The 17,720-nt window shown below is 70.5% G+C and carries 15 protein-coding genes; all 15 read right to left on the bottom strand.

Annotated elements, in window-relative coordinates:
* Nucleotides 1-149: 149 nt before the first annotated feature.
* Genes cobT through BLW02_RS07720 form a run of 15 tightly spaced genes read right to left on the bottom strand, consistent with a single transcriptional unit; the run spans nt 150 to nt 17,672 of the window.
* A complete protein-coding gene (gene cobT, locus BLW02_RS07790; protein WP_092697792.1) occupies nt 150-1,223 on the bottom strand; it encodes a nicotinate-nucleotide--dimethylbenzimidazole phosphoribosyltransferase in 1,074 nt (357 codons plus the stop codon).
* A 44-nt stretch (nt 1,224-1,267) separates the two neighbouring features.
* The gene (locus tag BLW02_RS07785; RefSeq protein ID WP_208859704.1) at nt 1,268-2,710 is read right to left on the bottom strand and encodes a cobyric acid synthase; all 1,443 of its coding nucleotides are present in this window, start codon (nt 2,708-2,710) and stop codon (nt 1,268-1,270) included.
* Between the two features lie 32 nt (nt 2,711-2,742).
* Nucleotides 2,743-3,810 (bottom strand): aminotransferase class I/II-fold pyridoxal phosphate-dependent enzyme, encoded by a 1,068-nt coding sequence (locus tag BLW02_RS07780; protein ID WP_092697778.1) that lies wholly within the window; start codon nt 3,808-3,810, stop codon nt 2,743-2,745.
* On the bottom strand, nt 3,807-4,793 hold the full coding sequence (gene cbiB / locus BLW02_RS07775; RefSeq protein ID WP_092697777.1) for an adenosylcobinamide-phosphate synthase CbiB: 987 nt from the start codon (nt 4,791-4,793) through the stop codon (nt 3,807-3,809). Before cbiB ends, BLW02_RS07780 begins: the two co-directional genes overlap by 4 nt.
* On the bottom strand, nt 4,790-5,506 hold the full coding sequence (gene bluB / locus BLW02_RS07770; protein ID WP_092697791.1) for a 5,6-dimethylbenzimidazole synthase: 717 nt from the start codon (nt 5,504-5,506) through the stop codon (nt 4,790-4,792). The genes cbiB and bluB overlap by 4 nt, the downstream gene beginning before the upstream one ends.
* Nucleotides 5,507-5,511: 5 nt before the next feature.
* Entirely contained in the window at nt 5,512-6,081 is a 570-nt protein-coding gene (cobO, locus tag BLW02_RS07765) for a cob(I)yrinic acid a,c-diamide adenosyltransferase (RefSeq protein WP_092697790.1), read from the bottom strand.
* Nucleotides 6,082-6,110: 29 nt separating this feature from the next.
* Complete coding sequence (gene cobN, locus BLW02_RS07760) at nt 6,111-10,244, bottom strand: cobaltochelatase subunit CobN (protein ID WP_092697776.1); 4,134 nt, start codon at nt 10,242-10,244, stop codon at nt 6,111-6,113.
* A complete protein-coding gene (locus tag BLW02_RS07755; RefSeq protein WP_092697775.1) occupies nt 10,241-10,591 on the bottom strand; it encodes a DUF2149 domain-containing protein in 351 nt (116 codons plus the stop codon). The genes cobN and BLW02_RS07755 overlap by 4 nt, the downstream gene beginning before the upstream one ends.
* A complete protein-coding gene (locus BLW02_RS07750; protein WP_092697774.1) occupies nt 10,588-11,055 on the bottom strand; it encodes a hypothetical protein in 468 nt (155 codons plus the stop codon). Before BLW02_RS07750 ends, BLW02_RS07755 begins: the two co-directional genes overlap by 4 nt.
* Complete coding sequence (locus BLW02_RS07745; protein WP_092697773.1) at nt 11,052-11,870, bottom strand: ABC transporter ATP-binding protein; 819 nt, start codon at nt 11,868-11,870, stop codon at nt 11,052-11,054. Before BLW02_RS07745 ends, BLW02_RS07750 begins: the two co-directional genes overlap by 4 nt.
* On the bottom strand, nt 11,871-12,956 hold the full coding sequence (locus tag BLW02_RS07740; protein ID WP_208859701.1) for a FecCD family ABC transporter permease: 1,086 nt from the start codon (nt 12,954-12,956) through the stop codon (nt 11,871-11,873).
* Entirely contained in the window at nt 12,953-13,888 is a 936-nt protein-coding gene (locus BLW02_RS07735) for an ABC transporter substrate-binding protein (protein ID WP_092697772.1), read from the bottom strand. The genes BLW02_RS07740 and BLW02_RS07735 overlap by 4 nt, the downstream gene beginning before the upstream one ends.
* Nucleotides 13,889-13,892: 4 nt before the next feature.
* The gene (locus BLW02_RS07730; protein WP_092697771.1) at nt 13,893-14,486 is read right to left on the bottom strand and encodes a bifunctional adenosylcobinamide kinase/adenosylcobinamide-phosphate guanylyltransferase; all 594 of its coding nucleotides are present in this window, start codon (nt 14,484-14,486) and stop codon (nt 13,893-13,895) included.
* Nucleotides 14,483-15,850 carry a cobyrinic acid a,c-diamide synthase CobB gene (locus tag BLW02_RS07725; protein ID WP_092697770.1) on the bottom strand — a complete coding sequence of 456 codons (1,368 nt, stop codon included), beginning with the start codon at nt 15,848-15,850 and terminating at the stop codon, nt 14,483-14,485. Before BLW02_RS07725 ends, BLW02_RS07730 begins: the two co-directional genes overlap by 4 nt.
* Nucleotides 15,851-15,863: 13 nt before the next feature.
* Nucleotides 15,864-17,672: a TonB-dependent receptor domain-containing protein gene (locus BLW02_RS07720; protein ID WP_139285337.1), complete on the bottom strand. Its 1,809-nt coding sequence runs from the start codon at nt 17,670-17,672 to the stop codon at nt 15,864-15,866.
* Between the last annotated feature and the right edge of the window lie 48 nt (nt 17,673-17,720).

Here is a 17,720-nt window from a genome sequence, read left to right as displayed (position 1 = left end):
TGTTGCAGCAGGCTCATCTAAACAGCGCTTGGCAGATTACTCAAGCGCTGCAGTGTCGTTGGATTTGACTCTATTTTTTAGATGCGATTGCCCTGGCACTCCCTTCCGACAGACCGACGGCATCCCCCGCGCTCAGCACCGGGGCGCCATCACGCCGCACCCCGCTCCGAAACCCCTGCCGCCTCAAAGCTCGCCATCTCGCGCAGCATCGCGCAGGCCGATTGCAGCAGCGGCCAGGCCAGCGCTGCGCCCGAGCCCTCACCCAGGCGCAGGCCCATGTCCAGCAGGGGCTCGGCCTGCAGCTGTGTCAGCATGAGAGCGTGGCCGGGCTCGCCCGAGCTGTGGGCGAACACGCAGCGTTGCAGCACGGCGGGCTGCAGGCGCGCGGCGACCAGCACGGCGGCGGTGGTGATGAAGCCATCGACCACGATGACGCGGCGCTCGGCGGCGGCCTGCAGCACGGCGCCGGTCATGGTGGCGACCTCGAAACCGCCGAGCGCGGCCAGGGCGTCGAGTGGCGCCGTGGCGTGGGCATTGGCGGCCAGTGCCTGCTCCAGCACGGCGCGCTTGCGGGCGATGCCGGCGGCGTCCAGGCCCGTGCCGGCGCCGGTGCAGTCCTGCAGCGAGACACCGCACAAGCGCGCCAGCAGCAGCGAGGCCACCGAGGTGTTGCCAATGCCCATCTCACCCAGCAGCAGCGCATTGCCGGGCAGGCCGCGCACCACCTCCATGCCGTTGGCCAGCGCCTGCGCGCAGTGCGCGGCGCTCATGGCCGGGCCGATGCTGGCGTCTTGCGTGCCTGGCGCCACCTTGCGCAGCCACAGGCGGGGCTGGCCGGGTGCGGCCTCGCGCGGCGCGATGTCACGGGCCACGCCGCAGTCCACTACGTTCAGCGCCAGGCCGTGCTGGCGCGCCAGCACACTCACGGCGGCGCCGCCGGCCAGAAAGTTCTCGACCATCTGCCAGGTGACATCGCTCGGGTAGGCCGAAACGCCGCGCGCCACCAGGCCGTGGTCGCCGGCAAAGACCACCATCTGAGGCTGCACCAGCTGCGGCGCCTCGCTGCCCAGAACCTGACCGATGCGCAGGGCCAGGCGCTCCAGGCGGCCGAGCGAGCCGAGCGGCTTGGTCTTGTGGTCGAGCACATGTTGCAGCCGCGCGGTGAGGGCGGCATCGCCAATGTCGGCGATGGCGGGAACGGTGAAATGGGTCGGGTGGTGCATGAAAAAACCGCTTTCAGAATCAGCTTGAAAAATGGTGGACGGAATCACTGGATCAACGCGCGCAGCACGCCGGGGGCAAAGTGCGCCTGCACCGCGTCGGCCAGGCCGTCGAACACCGCGTCCAGCGTGGGCGCACCGGCCCCGAACAGCGCGCGCAGCGCAGCAGGGTCTTCCAGCAGACCGTGCAGGTACAGCCCGAGCACGTTGCCGGCGGCGTTCTGCCAGGCCAGGCCGGCGAGCACCTCGCGCGCCACATCGCCCTTGGTGGCCATGGCCGGGTGCTGGGCGGTCTGGCCGTGGTGGATTTCGTAGCCAGACACTTCAACGCCCGACAGCCCGGCCCAGGCGCCGGTCAGCTCGGCAAAACAGGCCGTGGTGTGGCGCACTGTTTTGTCGGGCTCAAACGCAGTGACCAGCGGCAGCAGCCCCAGGCCTGGGCCGTTGCCGTCCACGCCGTGCGGGTCGATCAGCGCTTCGCCCAGCATCTGCAGGCCGCCGCAGATGCCCAGCACGCGCCCGCCGCGCGCGGCATGGGCGGCGATGGCTGCATCCAGCCCCTGCGCGCGCAGCCAGGCCAGGTCGGCGGCCGTGGCCTTGGAGCCGGGCAGGACGATCCAGTCCGCGCCCACCACATCGGCCGGGCTGCGCGCCCACAACAGGCGCACGCCGGGCACGTTCTTGAGCGGCTGGAACTCGTCGAGATTGCTGATGCGCGGGTAGGCCACCACAGCGATGGTGGTGTGCACGGCACCCGCTGCCGTGCTGCGGTCGTCAAAAACGCCATCTTCCTCGGGCAGGCCGTGGCGCCACTGCATGGGGATGGTGGCCACGGTGGACACGCCGGTCAGATCGTGCAGCATCTGCGGCGCGGGCGCGAGCAGCGCGGCATCGCCGCGAAACTTGTTGAGCACAAAGCCGTGGATCAGCGCGCGTTCCTCCTCGGGTAGCAGTGCCCAGGTGCCGTACAGGTGGGCAAACGCGCCGCCCCGGTCGATGTCGGTCACCAGCAGGCAGCGTGCCTGCGCATGGCGGGCCACGCGCATGTTCACGATGTCGCTGGCGTGCAGGTTGATCTCGGCGGGCGAGCCCGCGCCCTCGATCACCACCACGTCGTTATCGGCGCGCAGCGCGTCGAGCGCGGCGGCAATCTGCGGCCAGACCTTTTCGCTACGCCCGCGCCAGGGCAGTGCGGTCAGCTCGGCACTCACCTGCCCCATCAGCACGACCTGGCTGTGCGTGTCGGCCTCGGGCTTGAGCAGGAGCGGGTTCATGCGCACCTCGGGCTCGGCGCGGGCCGCCAGCGCCTGAAAATACTGGGCACTGCCAATCTCCCCCAGGCAGCCGTCGGGGCCGGCCACTACACGGGCGTTGTTGCTCATGTTCTGCGCCTTGAAGGGCGCGACCTTCAGGCCCTGGTTGCTGTACCAGCGGCACAGCGCGGTGGTGAGCCAACTTTTGCCGGCGCCGCTGGTGGTGCCCAGCACCATCACACAGCGGGCCAATGTCTTGGGGGGTTGTGTCATACGTCCTTCTTTTCTGCCGATGGCGCGCGGGCACGCCAGGCCATCTCCAACGCCTGCTGCGCGGCCGGGGACCGCACCCCCAGCCGCACCCAGCCCGGCAGGCCGAACGAGGTGCACTCGCGCAGCTTGATACCCGCAGCGCGCAGGTGCGCCCCATCGCGCTCGTGCATGCCACCGGGGGGCAAGGCACAAAAATAGTTGGCCAGGCTGCCGCCCTGCACGGCCCAGCCCAGACGCTCACACAGGGCCAGCTGGCGCTGCTTCCAGGCCGCCAGGGTGACCAGGCTGGCCGCCCGCCAGCGCTGCGCGCCGGGCTGCACCCAGGCCTGCAGCATGGCCACGCCATGGGCCCCCACGGGCCATGAGGGTGCCAGCGCTGCCAGCGCCTGCACCTGCGCCTGCACCTCGCTGCCCGGCGGAGCCACGGCGTAAGCAGCGCGCACCCCGGTCAGGCCCAGGGCCTTGTTGGGCGTCCACAGCTGCCAGCAGGGTGCAGACGTTGCGGAAGGCCCGGACCACGCCACGCCGTCCAGCCGCAGCGGTGCGTAGGCGCAGTCGAGCACGCGCAGGACCGGGGGAGCAGCGGGGTCCGCATCGGCAGCGGCCTGCACCCACAGGCCCAGCGCGGGGTCCGCCAGCCCTTGCGGGCTGCCGGGCTCGCAGGCCCATTGCAGGCCGACGCTGGCGCTGCCTGCATCCGTGGGCCGCAGCAATGCCAGGCCCCGTGCCTGAGCCGCCTGCGGGTAGTCGCCATAGCAATGCGCGGGCAGCGCAACGGCACGCGCGCCCTGCTGCGCCGCCAGGGCCGTGATGCGGTGGATGAATTCGCTGGCGCTGCCGGCCAGCACGATGCGCTCTGGCGCAACGCCATGCAAGGCGCCCAGGCTTTCGCGCAGCGCTGTGTAGGCCGGGTCGGGATAGCAGGTGGCGTCGGCCTGCTGCACGGCGCGCAGCGCCTCGGGGCAAGGGCCGCAGGCGTTGCTGTTGGTCGAGAAATCGTGCAGCGGCACACCTGCCGCATCGGGGCCGCCGTGGGGGGGCAAGGCTTCGGAAAAAACGCTCATGCAGCGGTTACCAGCACCACCAGGACATGCGCCACCGCGGCCAGCGGCACCAGCGCCATCACCACCATGGACACCAGCTTTTCGGCCCGCCGCGTATCGAGCGGCCCCGCATCCCGGCCCTTTCTGTTGAGCACATACACGCCTGGCTTGGCCAGCCGCACGCCCAGGGCCATCGCCATCGCCGCCATGGGCCAGCCACTGTTGGGCGATGGGGTCTTGCGCGCCTGGCGCGCCAGCTCGCGCAGCGACAGCCCCCGCGTGGCCAGCGCCAGCAGCAGCGCCGTGAGGCGCGCGGGCAGCCACGACAGCACGTCGTCCGCCCGCGCGGCCCATTTGCCCGCCCATTGCCAGTAGCGCCCGCCGCGCATGCCAGGGTAGCCCCACATGGCATCGGCCGTGTTGGCAAAGCGGTACAGCGCGGCACCGGGAAGGCCCAGCAGCGCGAACCAGAACAGCGGCGCCACCACCGAGTCGTTGAGATTCTCGGCCAGCGACTCGATGGCCGATTCGCGCACCTGAAGTGCATCGAGCTGTGCCACATCGCGGCTCACCAGACGCGCCAGGCGTTCGCGCCCCTCGGGCAGCGAGCGGGCCAGGGCTGCTTCCACGGCCAGCACTTCGTCGCACAGCATGCGCCAGGCAAACAGCGGCTTGAGCAGCAGCGCCAGCAAGGCCGCCGCCAGCAGCCAGTGCAGTTGCAGCGCGGCCCATTGGGCACCCCAGAAAATCACAAAAACCACAGCAGCCAGCGCACACCAGACAAGCGCTGCAGCCCAAAAACACGTCCAGTCTTGCGCCTTGGGCGACAACGGCGCCAGCCGCTCGCCCCACCAGCGCAGTGCCTGCCCCATCCACACCACCGGGTGCGCGCGCTCGGGCGGCTCACCCACCAGCCGGTCCAGCCAAACCGCCAGCAACAACGCCAACGCCCCGGACAACGCGGCCTCCAACGATACAGGCAACCCCACAGCCTCCAGATTCATGGCACCGGCCCTTCTGCAAACAGGCTGCTCGCCTGGCCCCAGGCATTGTCGAACACCAGCGCCTGCAGCGGCTGGCGCTGCGCCCAGCGGGTCTGGGCCAGCATGGGCTCGGCGTAGAACGCATGCACCGGCCCCAGGCACAGCAAGGCGATCGGTTCGGCGCCCTCGGGCAGTTGCAGCAGGCCGGCCACGGCAGCGGGGTCGAACAGCGACACCCAGCCCATGCCCAGGCCCTCGGCACGCGCCGCCAGCCACAGGTTCTGGATGGCGCAGGCGGCCGAGGCCAGGTCCATCTGCGGCAGGGTGCGGCGGCCGAAGATGTGCTTCTCGCGGCCATCGGCCAGGGACACCGCCAGCACCTCGGCGGCCTCCAGCAGGCCTTGCACCTTCAGGCGCATGAATTCGTCTTCGCGCTCGCCCAGGGCACGGGCCGTGAGCACGCGTTCCTCCTCGACCAGCCCGTGCAGCTGCTCGCGCAGGGCGCGGTCGGTCACGCGCACAAAGCGCCAGGGCTGCATGAAACCCACGCTGGGCGCATGGTGCGCGGCCTCCAGCAGGCGGCGCAGCGTGTCGTCCGGCACCTGGCCACCGGCGAAGTGGCGCATGTCGCGCCGCTCGAAGATCGCCCGGTACACGGCCCGGGCGTCGCCGGGCGCAAAGGCCTGGGGTGATGGGTTCACGCTATCCGCGCTGTCCGCGCCCTGCTCAGCCATCGCCATCAGTCCTCGATCCCGCGCTGCGCGGGTACACCGGCCTTGAACGCGTGCTTGACCATCTTCATCTCGGTCACGGTATCGGCCAGTTCAATGATCTCTTCGGGGCAGCGGCGGCCGGTCAGCACCACATGCACGTCGCGGGGCCGCTCGCGCAGGGTCTGCAGCACGCCGTCGAGCGGCAGCCAGCCATAGATCAGCGGGTAGGTGATTTCGTCGAGCACCACCATGAAATACTCGCCCGAGAGGATGGCGGCACGCGCCTTCTCCCAGCCGTCGCGCGCCAGCTGCGCGGAGTGCTCCAGATCCTGGCTCTTCCAGCTGAAGCCGTCGCCCAGCCCTTCGATGGGAATGCCGATCTGCTCGAACATGCGGTGCTCGCCAAACCGGGCCGTAGGCACCTTCATGAACTGGTAGATCTTCACGGCCTTGCCGCGGCCATGCGCACGCAGCGCCAGTCCAAAGGCCGCCGTGCTCTTGCCCTTGCCGTCGCCGGTGTTGACGATGACCAGGCCCCGGCGCTCGCCCTCGGCCTTTTCGTAGCGTTTCTCGGTGGGTGGGGTTTCGATCTGCATGGTGGGCATTCTTTCAGACAGGTTGGGTGTCACAGACCGGCCAATTGCGGCTGTGGTGACAGGGAAAACGGGCGCCGGGCCTGCCAGACAGCGCCAGCGAGCACCACGAGGGCCATGACCAGCAGCGCCACGATGCCGGCCATGCGCTCCACCGGCGCGGTCGGGGTCACGGCGGCTTCGCGCTCGGGCCGGCGCTCCAGCAGCACGCCCATGGCAGGCGCTGCGGGTGTGGCCGGGGGAGTCTCGGCCTGGTGCGGTGGCGCAGGCAGATCGGCAGACGGCGGGGTGGCCACAGCCATGCCCGTGGGCGCGCGGGCTGGACCCTGCGCGGCCTGCTCCACCCAGCGGCGCACACTGGGCAGCTCGGCCGCCAGCGGGGCGGCGCGCGTCAGTTCCTGGTACCTCTGCGCGAGCTGCTTTTGCGTGTCGGCATCGGCCTGCCAGTAACCCTGGCGCTGCGCCTGCACCAGGCGTTCCAGCGATTGGGCATAGGCCTGCGGGTGCTCCTTGAGCCACTCGGGCAGGCCCAGCCGGTGCTTGTCGCGCACCAGCACGTCGTAGAAGCTCTGCCAATGGTCGCTGCGCACCGTGTCGGGCGCCACGGCCTGCCAGCCCCAGGCGAACTGCACGGCCTTGAGCACCTGCAGCGTGCCCGCATAGCCCTCGGCCTTTTGCGCCTTGAGCCAGCCGGGGTGCAGGTAGCGCGACTGCATCTCCAGCGCAATGGCGCGCTGCGCGGTCTCGGTGGTGGGCTCGCCCGCGTCCTGCAGCTGGGCCACATGCAGCTCCAGCCCCTGGGTGCGGCCCGCCACGCGGGCGGCGGCCGACAGGCCGCCGAGGTACTGGAACGGATCGTCCGAGCTGACCATGGCATACAGGTGCGAGCTGCGCGAGAGGATGGCGGCGTCGGTGCGGCGCAGGTGCGCGCCCAGGGCCTTGGCCGCCGTGCCACCCGCCACGCCCGTCACCGGCTCGCCGTCCAGGTAGGGCTGGCTCATGCGCTCCAAAAACATCTGGCCCAGGCGCGCATCGTTGGTCTGCAGGCCATCGCTCTGCACCGCGTCCGACAGGCCCGTGCCGTAGTCGCCCACCGCGTTGCCGAACGCGCGCACGCGCGCCAGCTGATCGGCCTGGGCGCGGGGCACGCCTTGCCTGCGCAGTTCCTGGCCAATCTGCTCGGTGTTGCGCGCAATCACATTGCCGGGCTCGGCCGTGACGGCCTGGGTCACCGCGCGGTCGAGCAGCGCCATGAGCGCAGGGAACTGGTCGCGGTACGAGCCGGTGATGCTCATGAGCACATCGATGCGCGGGCGCTGGAGCTCATCGGCCGCGATGGTCTCCACGCGCACCGGCCGGCCCGAGTCGTCCCACACCGGGCGCATGCCCAGGGCCACCAGGGCCTGGGCCTCCATGATGCCCTGGTGGCGCAGGGTTTCGCCGGCCCACAGCGACAGCGCCATGCGCTGCGGCGCCTGGCCGCCATGGCGCGCCTGGTAATCCTTGAACCAGTCGTTGAACAGCGTCTGCGCCACGGCATAGGCCTGGCGCGTGGGCAGGCGGCTGGGGTCCAGCCCCGTGAGGTTGCGGCCCGTGGGCAGGCTGTCGGGGTTGCGGATCGGGTCGCCACCGTAGGCGGCAGGCAGGAAGCGGCCCTCCAGCCCGGCCAGCAGGCCAGGCATCTCGCCCTCGGTGGCCAGCAGGCGCTCCAGCGCCTGCGCGCGCTGGGCCAGTTGCAGCAGCGCAGGCGTGGCTATGGGCTTGCGCGCGGCGCGGTTGGGCACATGGTCTTCGGCGCGCACCACGTCGGATGCCGCTTGCGCTGGCAGCGCGGGGCGCAGGTCCAGCACGCTCGCAGCCTGCGCATCCTTCAATGCCACTTCCAGCCAGCGCGCGGGGCGCGCGGCCAGCACCGCGTCGTGCTGGATGAGGAAGGCCTCGTCGATGTCCTCGCCCAGCGCCTCAATCAGCGGCTTGCGCAGCGCCTGCAGGATGGTCTCGCGCCGCTGCTCGGGCGCGGGCACGCGGCCAAACACGGCCAGGCCCTTGGGTTGCGAGCTTTGTGCCAATTGGTCCAGGTAGGGGTGCAGGATTTCGAGGAAGCCGCTGAAGTCGGCCGCGATGCGCTCTGCGCTCCAGCCCAGATCGCGGTGCAGCTGGTGCTCCACGAACTGCGCGACCAATTGCTTTTCGAGCGCACGGCGCGTGGGGCCTTCGTCCACGGTCTCCCATTCGTGCATCACCTCGTGCATGTGGGCCATGCGCGCCTCGAAGCCCGCAGGCGCGAACACGGGCGTGCGGTGGCTCACCAGCACGGCGCGGCCCCGGCGCTTGGCCGTGAGCGCCTCGCCCAGGTTGTCCACGATGTAGGGGTAGACCACGGGCAGATCGCCCAGCGGTAGCAAGGCGTCGTCATGCACATCCAGCGCACGCGCCTTGCCGCCGGCCCACTCCTGCGTGCCGTGGGTGCCGAAGTGGATGAGTGCATCGGCCTCCCGCTGCGCCCACAGGTACACCGCCAGGTAGTGGTGCGAGAGCGGCGCCTTGGATTTGTGCATGAAGGGGTTCTGGCCCAGGCGCAGTGTTTCTTCGCGCGGGGGCTGGGGCAGCACGGTCAGCCGGCCCATCTGCAGGCGCGGAATGGCGAACACCTTCTCGCCCTGCCAGTCCACCACATAGCGGCTTTTCTCGGGCGGGCCCCAGTGCGCGTTCATGCGCTCGCGCACGGCCTGGGGCAGCGTGGCCAGGTGCTGCGCGTAGCGCGCCAGCGGCAGCGCGGCAGCCTGGCCGCTTTGCAGCAGCGCGCGCGGGTCGGCGCCAGGGTAGTAGGCGGCCAGCAGCGGCTTGAGGCCGTCGATCCAGCCCTGCTCGGGTATGCGCTGCGTGCGGTAGCCCGCCGCTGCCAAACCGGCAGACACCTGCTCCAGGCTGCGCGGCACGTTGAGAAACGAAGCGCCGAAGTTGGTGCCGCCCGGGGGGTAGTTGTAGACCATGGCCACCAGGCGCTTGTCGGCGGCGGGTTTCGTCTGCAGCGCGATCAGACGCCGTGCCTTGGCCGCCACGGCCTGGGCCTGGCGCTCGATGAGATGAAAGTCCCTGCCCTCGGCGCCGTGGGCGGCGACCAGGACCGGATCGATGGCACCGGCTGCCTCGGGCTGCGCCAGGTAGAACGGCACGTCGGACAGCGACAGGCCCGTGTTGCTGGCCTCCCACGCCGCCGCATCGCCCGCGCGGTAGGGCTGGGTGGCCAGCAGCGGCACGCCCCAGCGCGCCAGCAGCGGCTGCAGCGCGGCGGCCTGGGGCACGAGCTGGTGCAGCACCAGGGCGGAAGCATGCAGGCGGCCCGGGCCGGTGCCGCCGGCGCCACTGGCGGCGGGCAGCTCCAGCACGTCGGTCAGGGTCTGCGCCGTGAGCTGCTGGCCAAACGCCGCATAGGCGAACAGGCCCTGCTGGCGGAAGGTACGCAGCCAGGCATCCAGCCATTCGGTGCTGCCGTCCACGAAATGGTGGCGATGCACCAGCACGGCCACGGCGGGCAGGCCGCGCAAGCCACCCTGCCCTGCGCGCCACTGCTCCAGCGCTGCGGCGTGGGGCAGCAAACCGGGGGCGTCGGGATGGTAGATGCCGCGGGCGGGCAGGATCTCGGGCGCAGGCAAGGCCGGCAGGGCCGCGCCCGCCACCACGGCACGCGCGAGGGCCATGGCGTGCTGCAGGTTGCGCGGGCCGCCGGCCTGCAGGTAGGCCACCATGCGGGCAGGCGCATCCAGCCCCGCCAAGTCGGCCGCCGGGGTGCCCGCAGGCACCCAGACTACGCGGCCGGGCGTGCGCGCGTCAGGGGCGTCCAGTGCGGGGCCCACCATGCGGCGCAGGCGCGCTTCCACGCTGGCGTGTGGAACATCCACCCACACCAGCGCAGCGCCCGCCAGCGCGCGCTCCAACTGCTGGGACTGGGCGGCATCCAGCACCGCCGGGCCTGCGAGCGGGTAGTCGATGTGCGCAAAGCCCAGGCCTGCCTCAGTGGCCAGGCGCTGCACCATGGCCGTGCGCGTGGCCGTGGTGATGTCGGAGGTCAGCCACAGCAGCACCGGTGCAGACGGCGCGGCCTGCACCAGGGGCACAGCCAGCAGCAGGCACCACAGTGCCGCGCGCAGCACCAGTTTCATCATGGCCTGGCGGCATCGGCTGCGGGTGCCACGCCGGTTTCGGGGATGTAGACGATGTTGCCGTCTTCGAGCTGGTAGGCCACGCCCGCGCGCACGCCCTGCCCTTGCGCTGCGCTGCCCGCGCCCTTGAAGCGCACTTCCTTGCCCTGCTCGCGCACCACGACTTCCATGTCGGGCTGGCCGGGGTTGCGGATGATGGTGACGCGCTCTTGGGCACTGGTCTGCGACTGAACGGCCACGGCCGTGAGCAGCGCCACGACGAGTACCAGGAACACGTCCACCAGGTTCACGGCGGACAGCATCGGGTCGTCGTCGTCCTCGGCCAGAACGCTCAGGTGCTTCAGGGTCATTGCGCCACCCCCCGCTCCTTGCGCACCACCAGCAGCTCGGCCAGCAGCCAGCGGCGGCGCACCGAGTACACCACCAGCCCCACCGACGCAGCCGCCAGCGCCAGCACCACGCCCGCAAAGGCGCCGCTGAACACCGCCAGCGCCTGCTGGCCGTTGCCCGCCGCCACGCTCTGCAGCGCAGGGCCGAGCGGGATCATCGTGGCGATCAGCCCCAGCATGGGCGACAGGCGACTGAGCAGGCGCACGGGCTCCACCTGGCGCACCAGTTGCAGCTCCAGTTCTTCCATCGACAGCCCGGGCGCCACGCGCAGCGAGCGGTATTGCGGCTGGCGCCAGCGCTGCCAGGCCTCCATCAGCGTGGCGCCGCCCGACCACAGCGCGTAAACGAACGCCAGCCCCACCAGCACCAGCACCGGCCACAGCAACGCCTGCGCCACCTGCGAAAAACCCGATTCGATATTCATGCTGGCACGTCCTTGGTTCCTTGGTTGTTCTTGCGCTGCAGGGATGGCAGCGCCATCCACATGCCGTCGAGCTGGCGCACATGGATGCGGTGGTCAAACACCTGCTCCAGCGCGGCCTGGGTGGCGGCGGCGTCGCAGGCGCCGTGGTGCAGCACCCGGCCCGCGGCCATCACCACCATGTCATCGGCCTGCAGCGCCAGCGACACCTCGTGCAGCACGCTGACCACGGTGGTGCCCTGCGCCACCAGGGCGCGCACCAGCAAGAGCCAGTCGGCCTGGTGCGGCGGATCGAGGTTGGCCAGGGGTTCGTCCATGAGCAGCACCTGGGCCTGCACCGCCAGCAGCCGGGCCAGCAGCACGCGCTGGCGCTCGCCGCCCGAGAGCTGGCCCAGCGCGCGGTGGCGCCAGTCCCACGCCTGGGTGGCGCGCAGGGCCTGCTCCACCGCGGCGTGGTCGGTACCGCTGGGCGGTGACAACCAGGGCTGGTGCGGCAGGCGGCCCAGCATGGCCACGTCGTACACCATGAGATCATCGGCGGCCACCTCGTTCTGGCCCAGCCACGACAACGCCCGTGCACGCTCACCGCGGTGCCATTGCGCCAGGGGGCGGCCCAGCAGATGCACGCTGCCGCTGCAGGGCATGAGACCCGCCAGCGCGCGCAACAGTGTGGACTTGCCAGCGCCGTTGGGGCCCACGATGCTGGTCCAGCGGCCCGCCGGCAGCTGCAGCGTCACGCCATGCAATATGGGGGATTTTCCAATGCTGGCACTGATTCCATCCGCGCCAATAGCTATTTTTTCAGGAGCGTTTGCCATTTACAGCAGCCCCCCTGGCCCCGTGCGCCGGTGCATGAGCCACAGCAGGTAGCCGCCACCGAGCACGGCGGTGAGCACACCCACCGGCAGCTCCTGCGGGGCGATGAGCCCGCGCGCGAGCAGGTCGGCCGCCGCCAGCAGCACCGCCCCCATCAGGCTGGCCAGCCCCATGAGGCGGCCGTGCGGCACCTTGGCCACCGCGCGCACCAGGTGCGGCGCGGCCAGGCCCACAAAGGCGATCAGGCCCGTCTGCGCCACGGCCGTGCCGGTGGCCAGCGCCAGCACCGCCACCAAAGCGGCGCGCAGCGGCGCCAGCGGCAGGCCCAGGCTGTGCGCCGTGGATTCGCCCAGCGCCAGTCCATCGAGCACGCGCGACAGCGCCCAGGCCGCCACGAGGCACAGCCCCCACACCCCCGCCATCAGCAGGCATGAGGTCCAGCCCACGAAGCCGGTGGAGCCCAGCAGAAATGCCTGCATGGCCTGCAGCGAATCGGGCGACAGCAGCAGGATGAGCGAGGTGAACGCCCCCAGCACCACGCCCACGATCACGCCCGCCAGCAGCAGGCGCAGCGTGTGCTGCACCCCGCGCGCCAGCGCCAGCGTGAGCAGCACCGCCAGCACGGCACCGGCGAACGCGGCACCCGTCAGGCCCAGGCGCACCAGCCAATGGCCGGAAAACACCAGGGTCACCGCCGCGCCCTTGGCGCTGCCCACCATGCCCGCCCCGCCACCCATGAGCGCCAGCGCCGTGGCCACGCCCAGCGAGGCACCCGAGGCACTGCCCAGCAGGTAGGGGTCGGCCAGCGGATTGCGAAACAGCCCCTGCGCCACGGCGCCCGCCAGGCCCAGCAAGGCCCCGGCGCACCAGGCGCCCAGCGTGCGCGGCAGGCGGATGTCCCACACGATCTGCCAGGCCATATCACGGGCAGCGCGGGAGGCGGAGTCGGAGCCGTCGCCCCACAGCGCGGGCCAGAGGTTCTCCAGCCCCACGCTGCCCACGCCCGTGCCCAGCGGCACCAGCAGCATGCTGGCCGCCACCAGCGCCCACCCCAGCCAGCGCCCGCGCCGTGCCACAGACAGGCTCATGGACGCCCCGCCGCAGTGCCCCGGGCGGCAGGCACCGTCTTGCTGGTCAGGCAGCGTGCCATGAGGCGCGCGCCCTCGGCCATGCGCGGCCCAGGCCGCACCAGAATGTCCGCCTCTTCGGGGGAGAACACGCACAGCCGCTGCTCGCGCAGGGCACGCAGGCTGCTCCAGCCGGGACGCTCGGCCAGGCCGTCCACGCTGCGTGCGCTGATCATGATCAGGTCAGGGTCGGCCCGTACCACGAATTCGGGGTTGAGCTTGGGGAAAGGCCCGAGCGATGCCGGCAGGATGTTGCGGGCGCCCAGGCGCGCAAGGGTCTCGCCGATGAAGGACGAGGTGCCCGCGCCATACGGCCCGCGATTCACCTCGAAGTACACGCGTGCGTTGCGGGCGGCAGGGGGCACCGACTGCGCCGCCGCCTCGACCGCCGCATCGATGTGGCGCCATACGCGCAGCGCATCGGGCACGGCCAGCACCTGGCCGATCTTGCCCATCACGCGCTGCACGTCGGCGTGGCTCCTGGGCTCCAGCGCCACCACGGTCAGGCCCAGCGATTCGAGCCGGGCCGACGCGCGCGACGAGGTGGCCATGACCACCACATCGGGCCGCAGGGCCACGATGGCTTCTATGTTCGGATCGAGCCCACCGCCCACCTGGGGCAGCCGCGTGACGGCCTCGGGCCAGTTGGAATAGCGGTCCACGCCCACCAGCCGGTGGCACTGGTCGAGCGCGCAGAGGGTTTCGGTGAGCGAAGGCAGCAGGCTCACGATGCGCTGGGGCGGCCGCGGCAGCGTGACGGTGCGGCCCCGGTCGTCGGTGACCTGGATGGCCTGGGCGGATGCCTGCGCCTGTGCGAGGCCCGCCATGAGCAGGCCCAGCGCGACAAGGATGGCGATCACCCACAGGATGCGGCGCACGGGAGTTGGTTTCATGGCTTCATTTCAAGGTCAAGGGCAGGCCCGCTGCCATCAGGGTGACGCGGGGGCACAGCTGGGCCACCCGCTGGTTCAGGGTGCCCAGGGCATCGACAAAGGCGCGCACCTCGCGCCCCAGCGGTATGACTCCCAGGCCGATTTCGTTGCCCACCAGAACCACAGGGCCCGGGGATTGCCGAACTGCTTCCAGAAACATGGCTGCCTGCGCTTTCCAGCCATGCGCCAGAGCCTGCTTTTGTTCAAGACCCATGGTTTCCGCACCCATGGGCATGGTCCAGTGGGTCAGCCACAGCGTCAGGCAGTCCACCACCACCAGGGTGTGCGCCGTGCCGTGGCGCGCCAAGGCGGCGGCCAGATCGCTCGGCTCTTCCACGGTCTGCAGGCCGGGCACACGCAGGGCGCGGTCGCGCTGGTGGCGGGCGATGCGCTCGCGCATCTCGTCGTCCCAGGCTTGCCCCGTGGCGATGAGCACGGCGCGGTGGTCGCCCGATTGCGCCAGCCAGTCGCGCGCCAGCAGCTCGGCGCGGCGCGACTTGCCGCTTTTCTGGCCGCCGAGGATGAGCTCGGTGGTGATGGGCAATGGCAACACGGTCATGCAGGCACTCCGCCCAGCAGATGGGCCGCCGCCTCGGGGCTGGAGGGAAACCACGCATGGAAGTAGCTCGCGTGCAGGCTGCCCTGCCGGTACAGCGCCTCGCCAGCCGCCGGTGCAGGCGCTTCGCCAGGCCGGGACGTGCGGGCCACCACGGGCGCGCTGCTGTCGCTGGTCGAATAGTGGAAGGTATGGCCGCGCAGCGTGTGCCCCGCCACGTCCACCTGCTGCGGCCCCAGCGCGGCCAGCCGCTTGTGCAGGGTGACATGGCCAGGCAGCAGCCCCCACAGCGGTGCCGTGCTGCCATCGGCCAGCGTGATGGATTCCATCAGCGCCATCATGCCGCCGCACTCGGCCCACAGGGCTTTGCCGGCTGCCACATGCGCGCGCAGGCTGGCCTGCATGCCGGTGTTGGCCGCGATCTGCGCGGTGTGCAGCTCGGGGTAGCCGCCGGGCAGCCACACCGCATCGCACGCGGGCAAGACCGTGTCCTGCAGGGGTGAGAAGAACACCACGCGCGCGCCCATCTGCTCAAGCAGCTGGATATTCGCGTCGTAGATGAAGCAGAACGCCGCATCGCGCGCCACGGCCACCGTGCGCCCTTCGAGCAGGGCGGGCACGGCCGGCAAGTGCACGGGCGCGGGAAAATCCACCGCCCAGCGCTGCAGGTCAGGGGTTGCCATCTGCCCTAGCGGCGTGGCCTCCAGCGCGTCGGCGGCGGCATCGAGGCGCTGCTGGCTGTCGGACAGCTCGTGCGCCGCCACCAGGCCCAGGTGCCGCTCGGGCAGCAAGGCCCCTGCAGACCGGGCAGCGCCCGCATCGGCGCTGGCAGTCACCCGCATCAGCGCACCCAGCCAGTCTTCGGGTGCCCGCAGGCCCGACCGCAGCATGTCGGCGTGGCGCGCGCTGCCCACCCGGTTGGCCAGCACGCCAGCCCAGGGCAGGCCCGGGCGGTAATGCTGCAGGCCAAACGCCAGTGCACCAAAGGTGCCGGCCATGGCGGAGGCGTCCACCACCGCCAGCACCGGCACACCGAAGCGCTGGGCCAGGTCGGCGGCGCTGGGATCGCCGTCGAACAGGCCCATCACGCCCTCGATGAGGAGGAGGTCAGCCTCCTGCGCTGCCGCGTGCAGGCGCTGGGTGCAATCGGCCTCGCCGGTCATCCACAGGTCAAGCTGGTGCACCGGCGCACCGCTGGCGAGCTGGTGCCAGTGCGGATCGAGAAAATCCGGCCCGCACTTGAAGACGCGCACTTTCAGGCCCTTGCGCGTATACAGCCGCGCCAGGGCGGCAGTCACCGTGGTCTTGCCCTGGCCCGAGGCGGGGGCGGCGATCAAGACGGCGGGACAGCGGGCGGTGGCTTTCATCGGGAAATCCAGCTTACTTGGGTTGGTAGCGCAGCGTCAGATAGACGGCGCGGCCGGGCTGGTTGAATCCATTGGCGGTCTGGTACTGCTTGTCGGCCAAGTTGTTCAGCCGCGCCTGCAGGGTCCAGTCGCGCGACAGGGCGTGATCGGCATGCAGGTCCAGCGTGGCAAAGCCGGATAGGCGCACCCTGTTGGCCGTATCGTCGAAGCGCTCGGAGACCGCAAGCAGGGTGCCGCCGAGTTTCCAGGCGCCGGTCGCGTAATCGAGCGAGGCCGTCAGCTGCTCATCAGCGCGGCGCGGCAGCTTTCGGCCGTTTTGCGTGTTGCGCGCGTCGAGCAGGTCGAGCGCCGCATGCAGGCCCCAGACGCCGAGCTGGGCGTCGTAGCCCAGGGTCCAGCCCTCGATGCGCGCGCGAGGGACGTTCGCCGGCAACGTGGTGCCAGTAATGAAGCCGCGAATCCTGTTATCAAAACGCACGAACTTGAATTCATGCAGCCCCATCATGTAGGACAGGCCCAACTCCGCATTGCGCCCACGTTCGGGCTGAAGGTTCGGGTTGCCGAAGCCAGGGTAATAGAGTTGGTTGAACGAGGGCGCCTTGAACGAAGTGCCGTAGGCCCCGTGCAGGCGTAGCTGGGGCGTGAAGCGGTAGCCGTAGGCCACAAGACCCGTGCTTGCCCCCCCGAACTGAGAGTCGTCGTCGTGGCGCGCGTTGAACTGCCAACCATGGGGCCCGTACTCGCCGACGATACCCGCGAAGGCCGAGTCAGTGCTGCGCCGCGTGACCGTGTAAGCGGTGGTACTGTCCACCTTCTGGACCAAGCGCTCCAGGCCCACCAGCAGCTTGCCCACGCGCGTGCCAACCTCGTTGGTCCAGGCCCATTGGTCCTGGGTGGTGTTGAAGCGCGAGGGCGCGCGACCCTCGAAACTGGTCGAATCGTCGGCGCTCGAAGCAAAGTTCAGGCGCGTCTTCCAGTCATCAAGGATGCGCCCTTCGACGCCGACCGCGCCGACGCGCGACTGCACGTCGGCATGGGTGTCAAAGCTGCTCGGACCGCTGTCGTAATGGTTCTTGCCGTCGGCATAGAGCAGGCGCGCATCGGCCTTCCAGTCCGGCGCGAAGCGCCAGGCCAGCGAGGCGTTGACGCTTTGCTGCGAGAAGCCGTCGCGATCAGGGTTGAAATTACCGAAACTTGCAGCCGGGTTTGTTGCGGAAAAGCCCTTCTCGCGCAGGGTCTGGGCACCGAGGCTGTAGGAGATATCGCCGCGACCGCCGCTCAGGCCGACCGTGGCCTCGCGCCGTCCTTCGCTGCCCAGCGTAACGCTGGCATGGGGGTGCATGCCCTCCCTCCCCTGGCGCGTGAAGATCTGAATCACCCCGCCGATCGCGTCGCTGCCGTAGAGCGCCGACGCCGGCCCCTTGAGCACCTCGATGCGCTCGATCATCTCGAGCGGAATGTTGTCGAAGCTGGCCTGGCCTGTCGTCGCCGAGCCCATGCGCACACCGTCGACCAGCAGCAGCACATGGCGGCTTTCCGTGCCGCGGATGAACACGCTGGAGTTCTTGCCCAGGCCGCCGTTGGCCGCCATCTGCACGCCGGCCATGCGCGCCAGCAGTTCCGGAACAGTGCGCCCCGTGTTGTTCTCGATCGTCTCACGGTCGATCACCGTGACGTCGCTGAGCAGGGCAGAGGCGCGCGACTCGACGCGGGTGGCGGTCACCACCGTTTCGGACAGGGTAGTTTGGGCGTGGACGGGGAATGCGGCGGCCAAAGCCAGGGGAAGCGCCAGAGGGCGCATGCGGCGGATGCAATAGTTCATCGGATGAAAGAGTCAGGCAAAAAGTCCTCACCGGCTTCCCCGCCAGTG

This window comes from Acidovorax soli (assembly GCF_900107605.1).
Taxonomy (GTDB): Bacteria; Pseudomonadota; Gammaproteobacteria; order Burkholderiales; family Burkholderiaceae_C; genus Acidovorax; species Acidovorax soli.
This window is presented reverse-complemented; position numbering and strand designations above follow the sequence as displayed.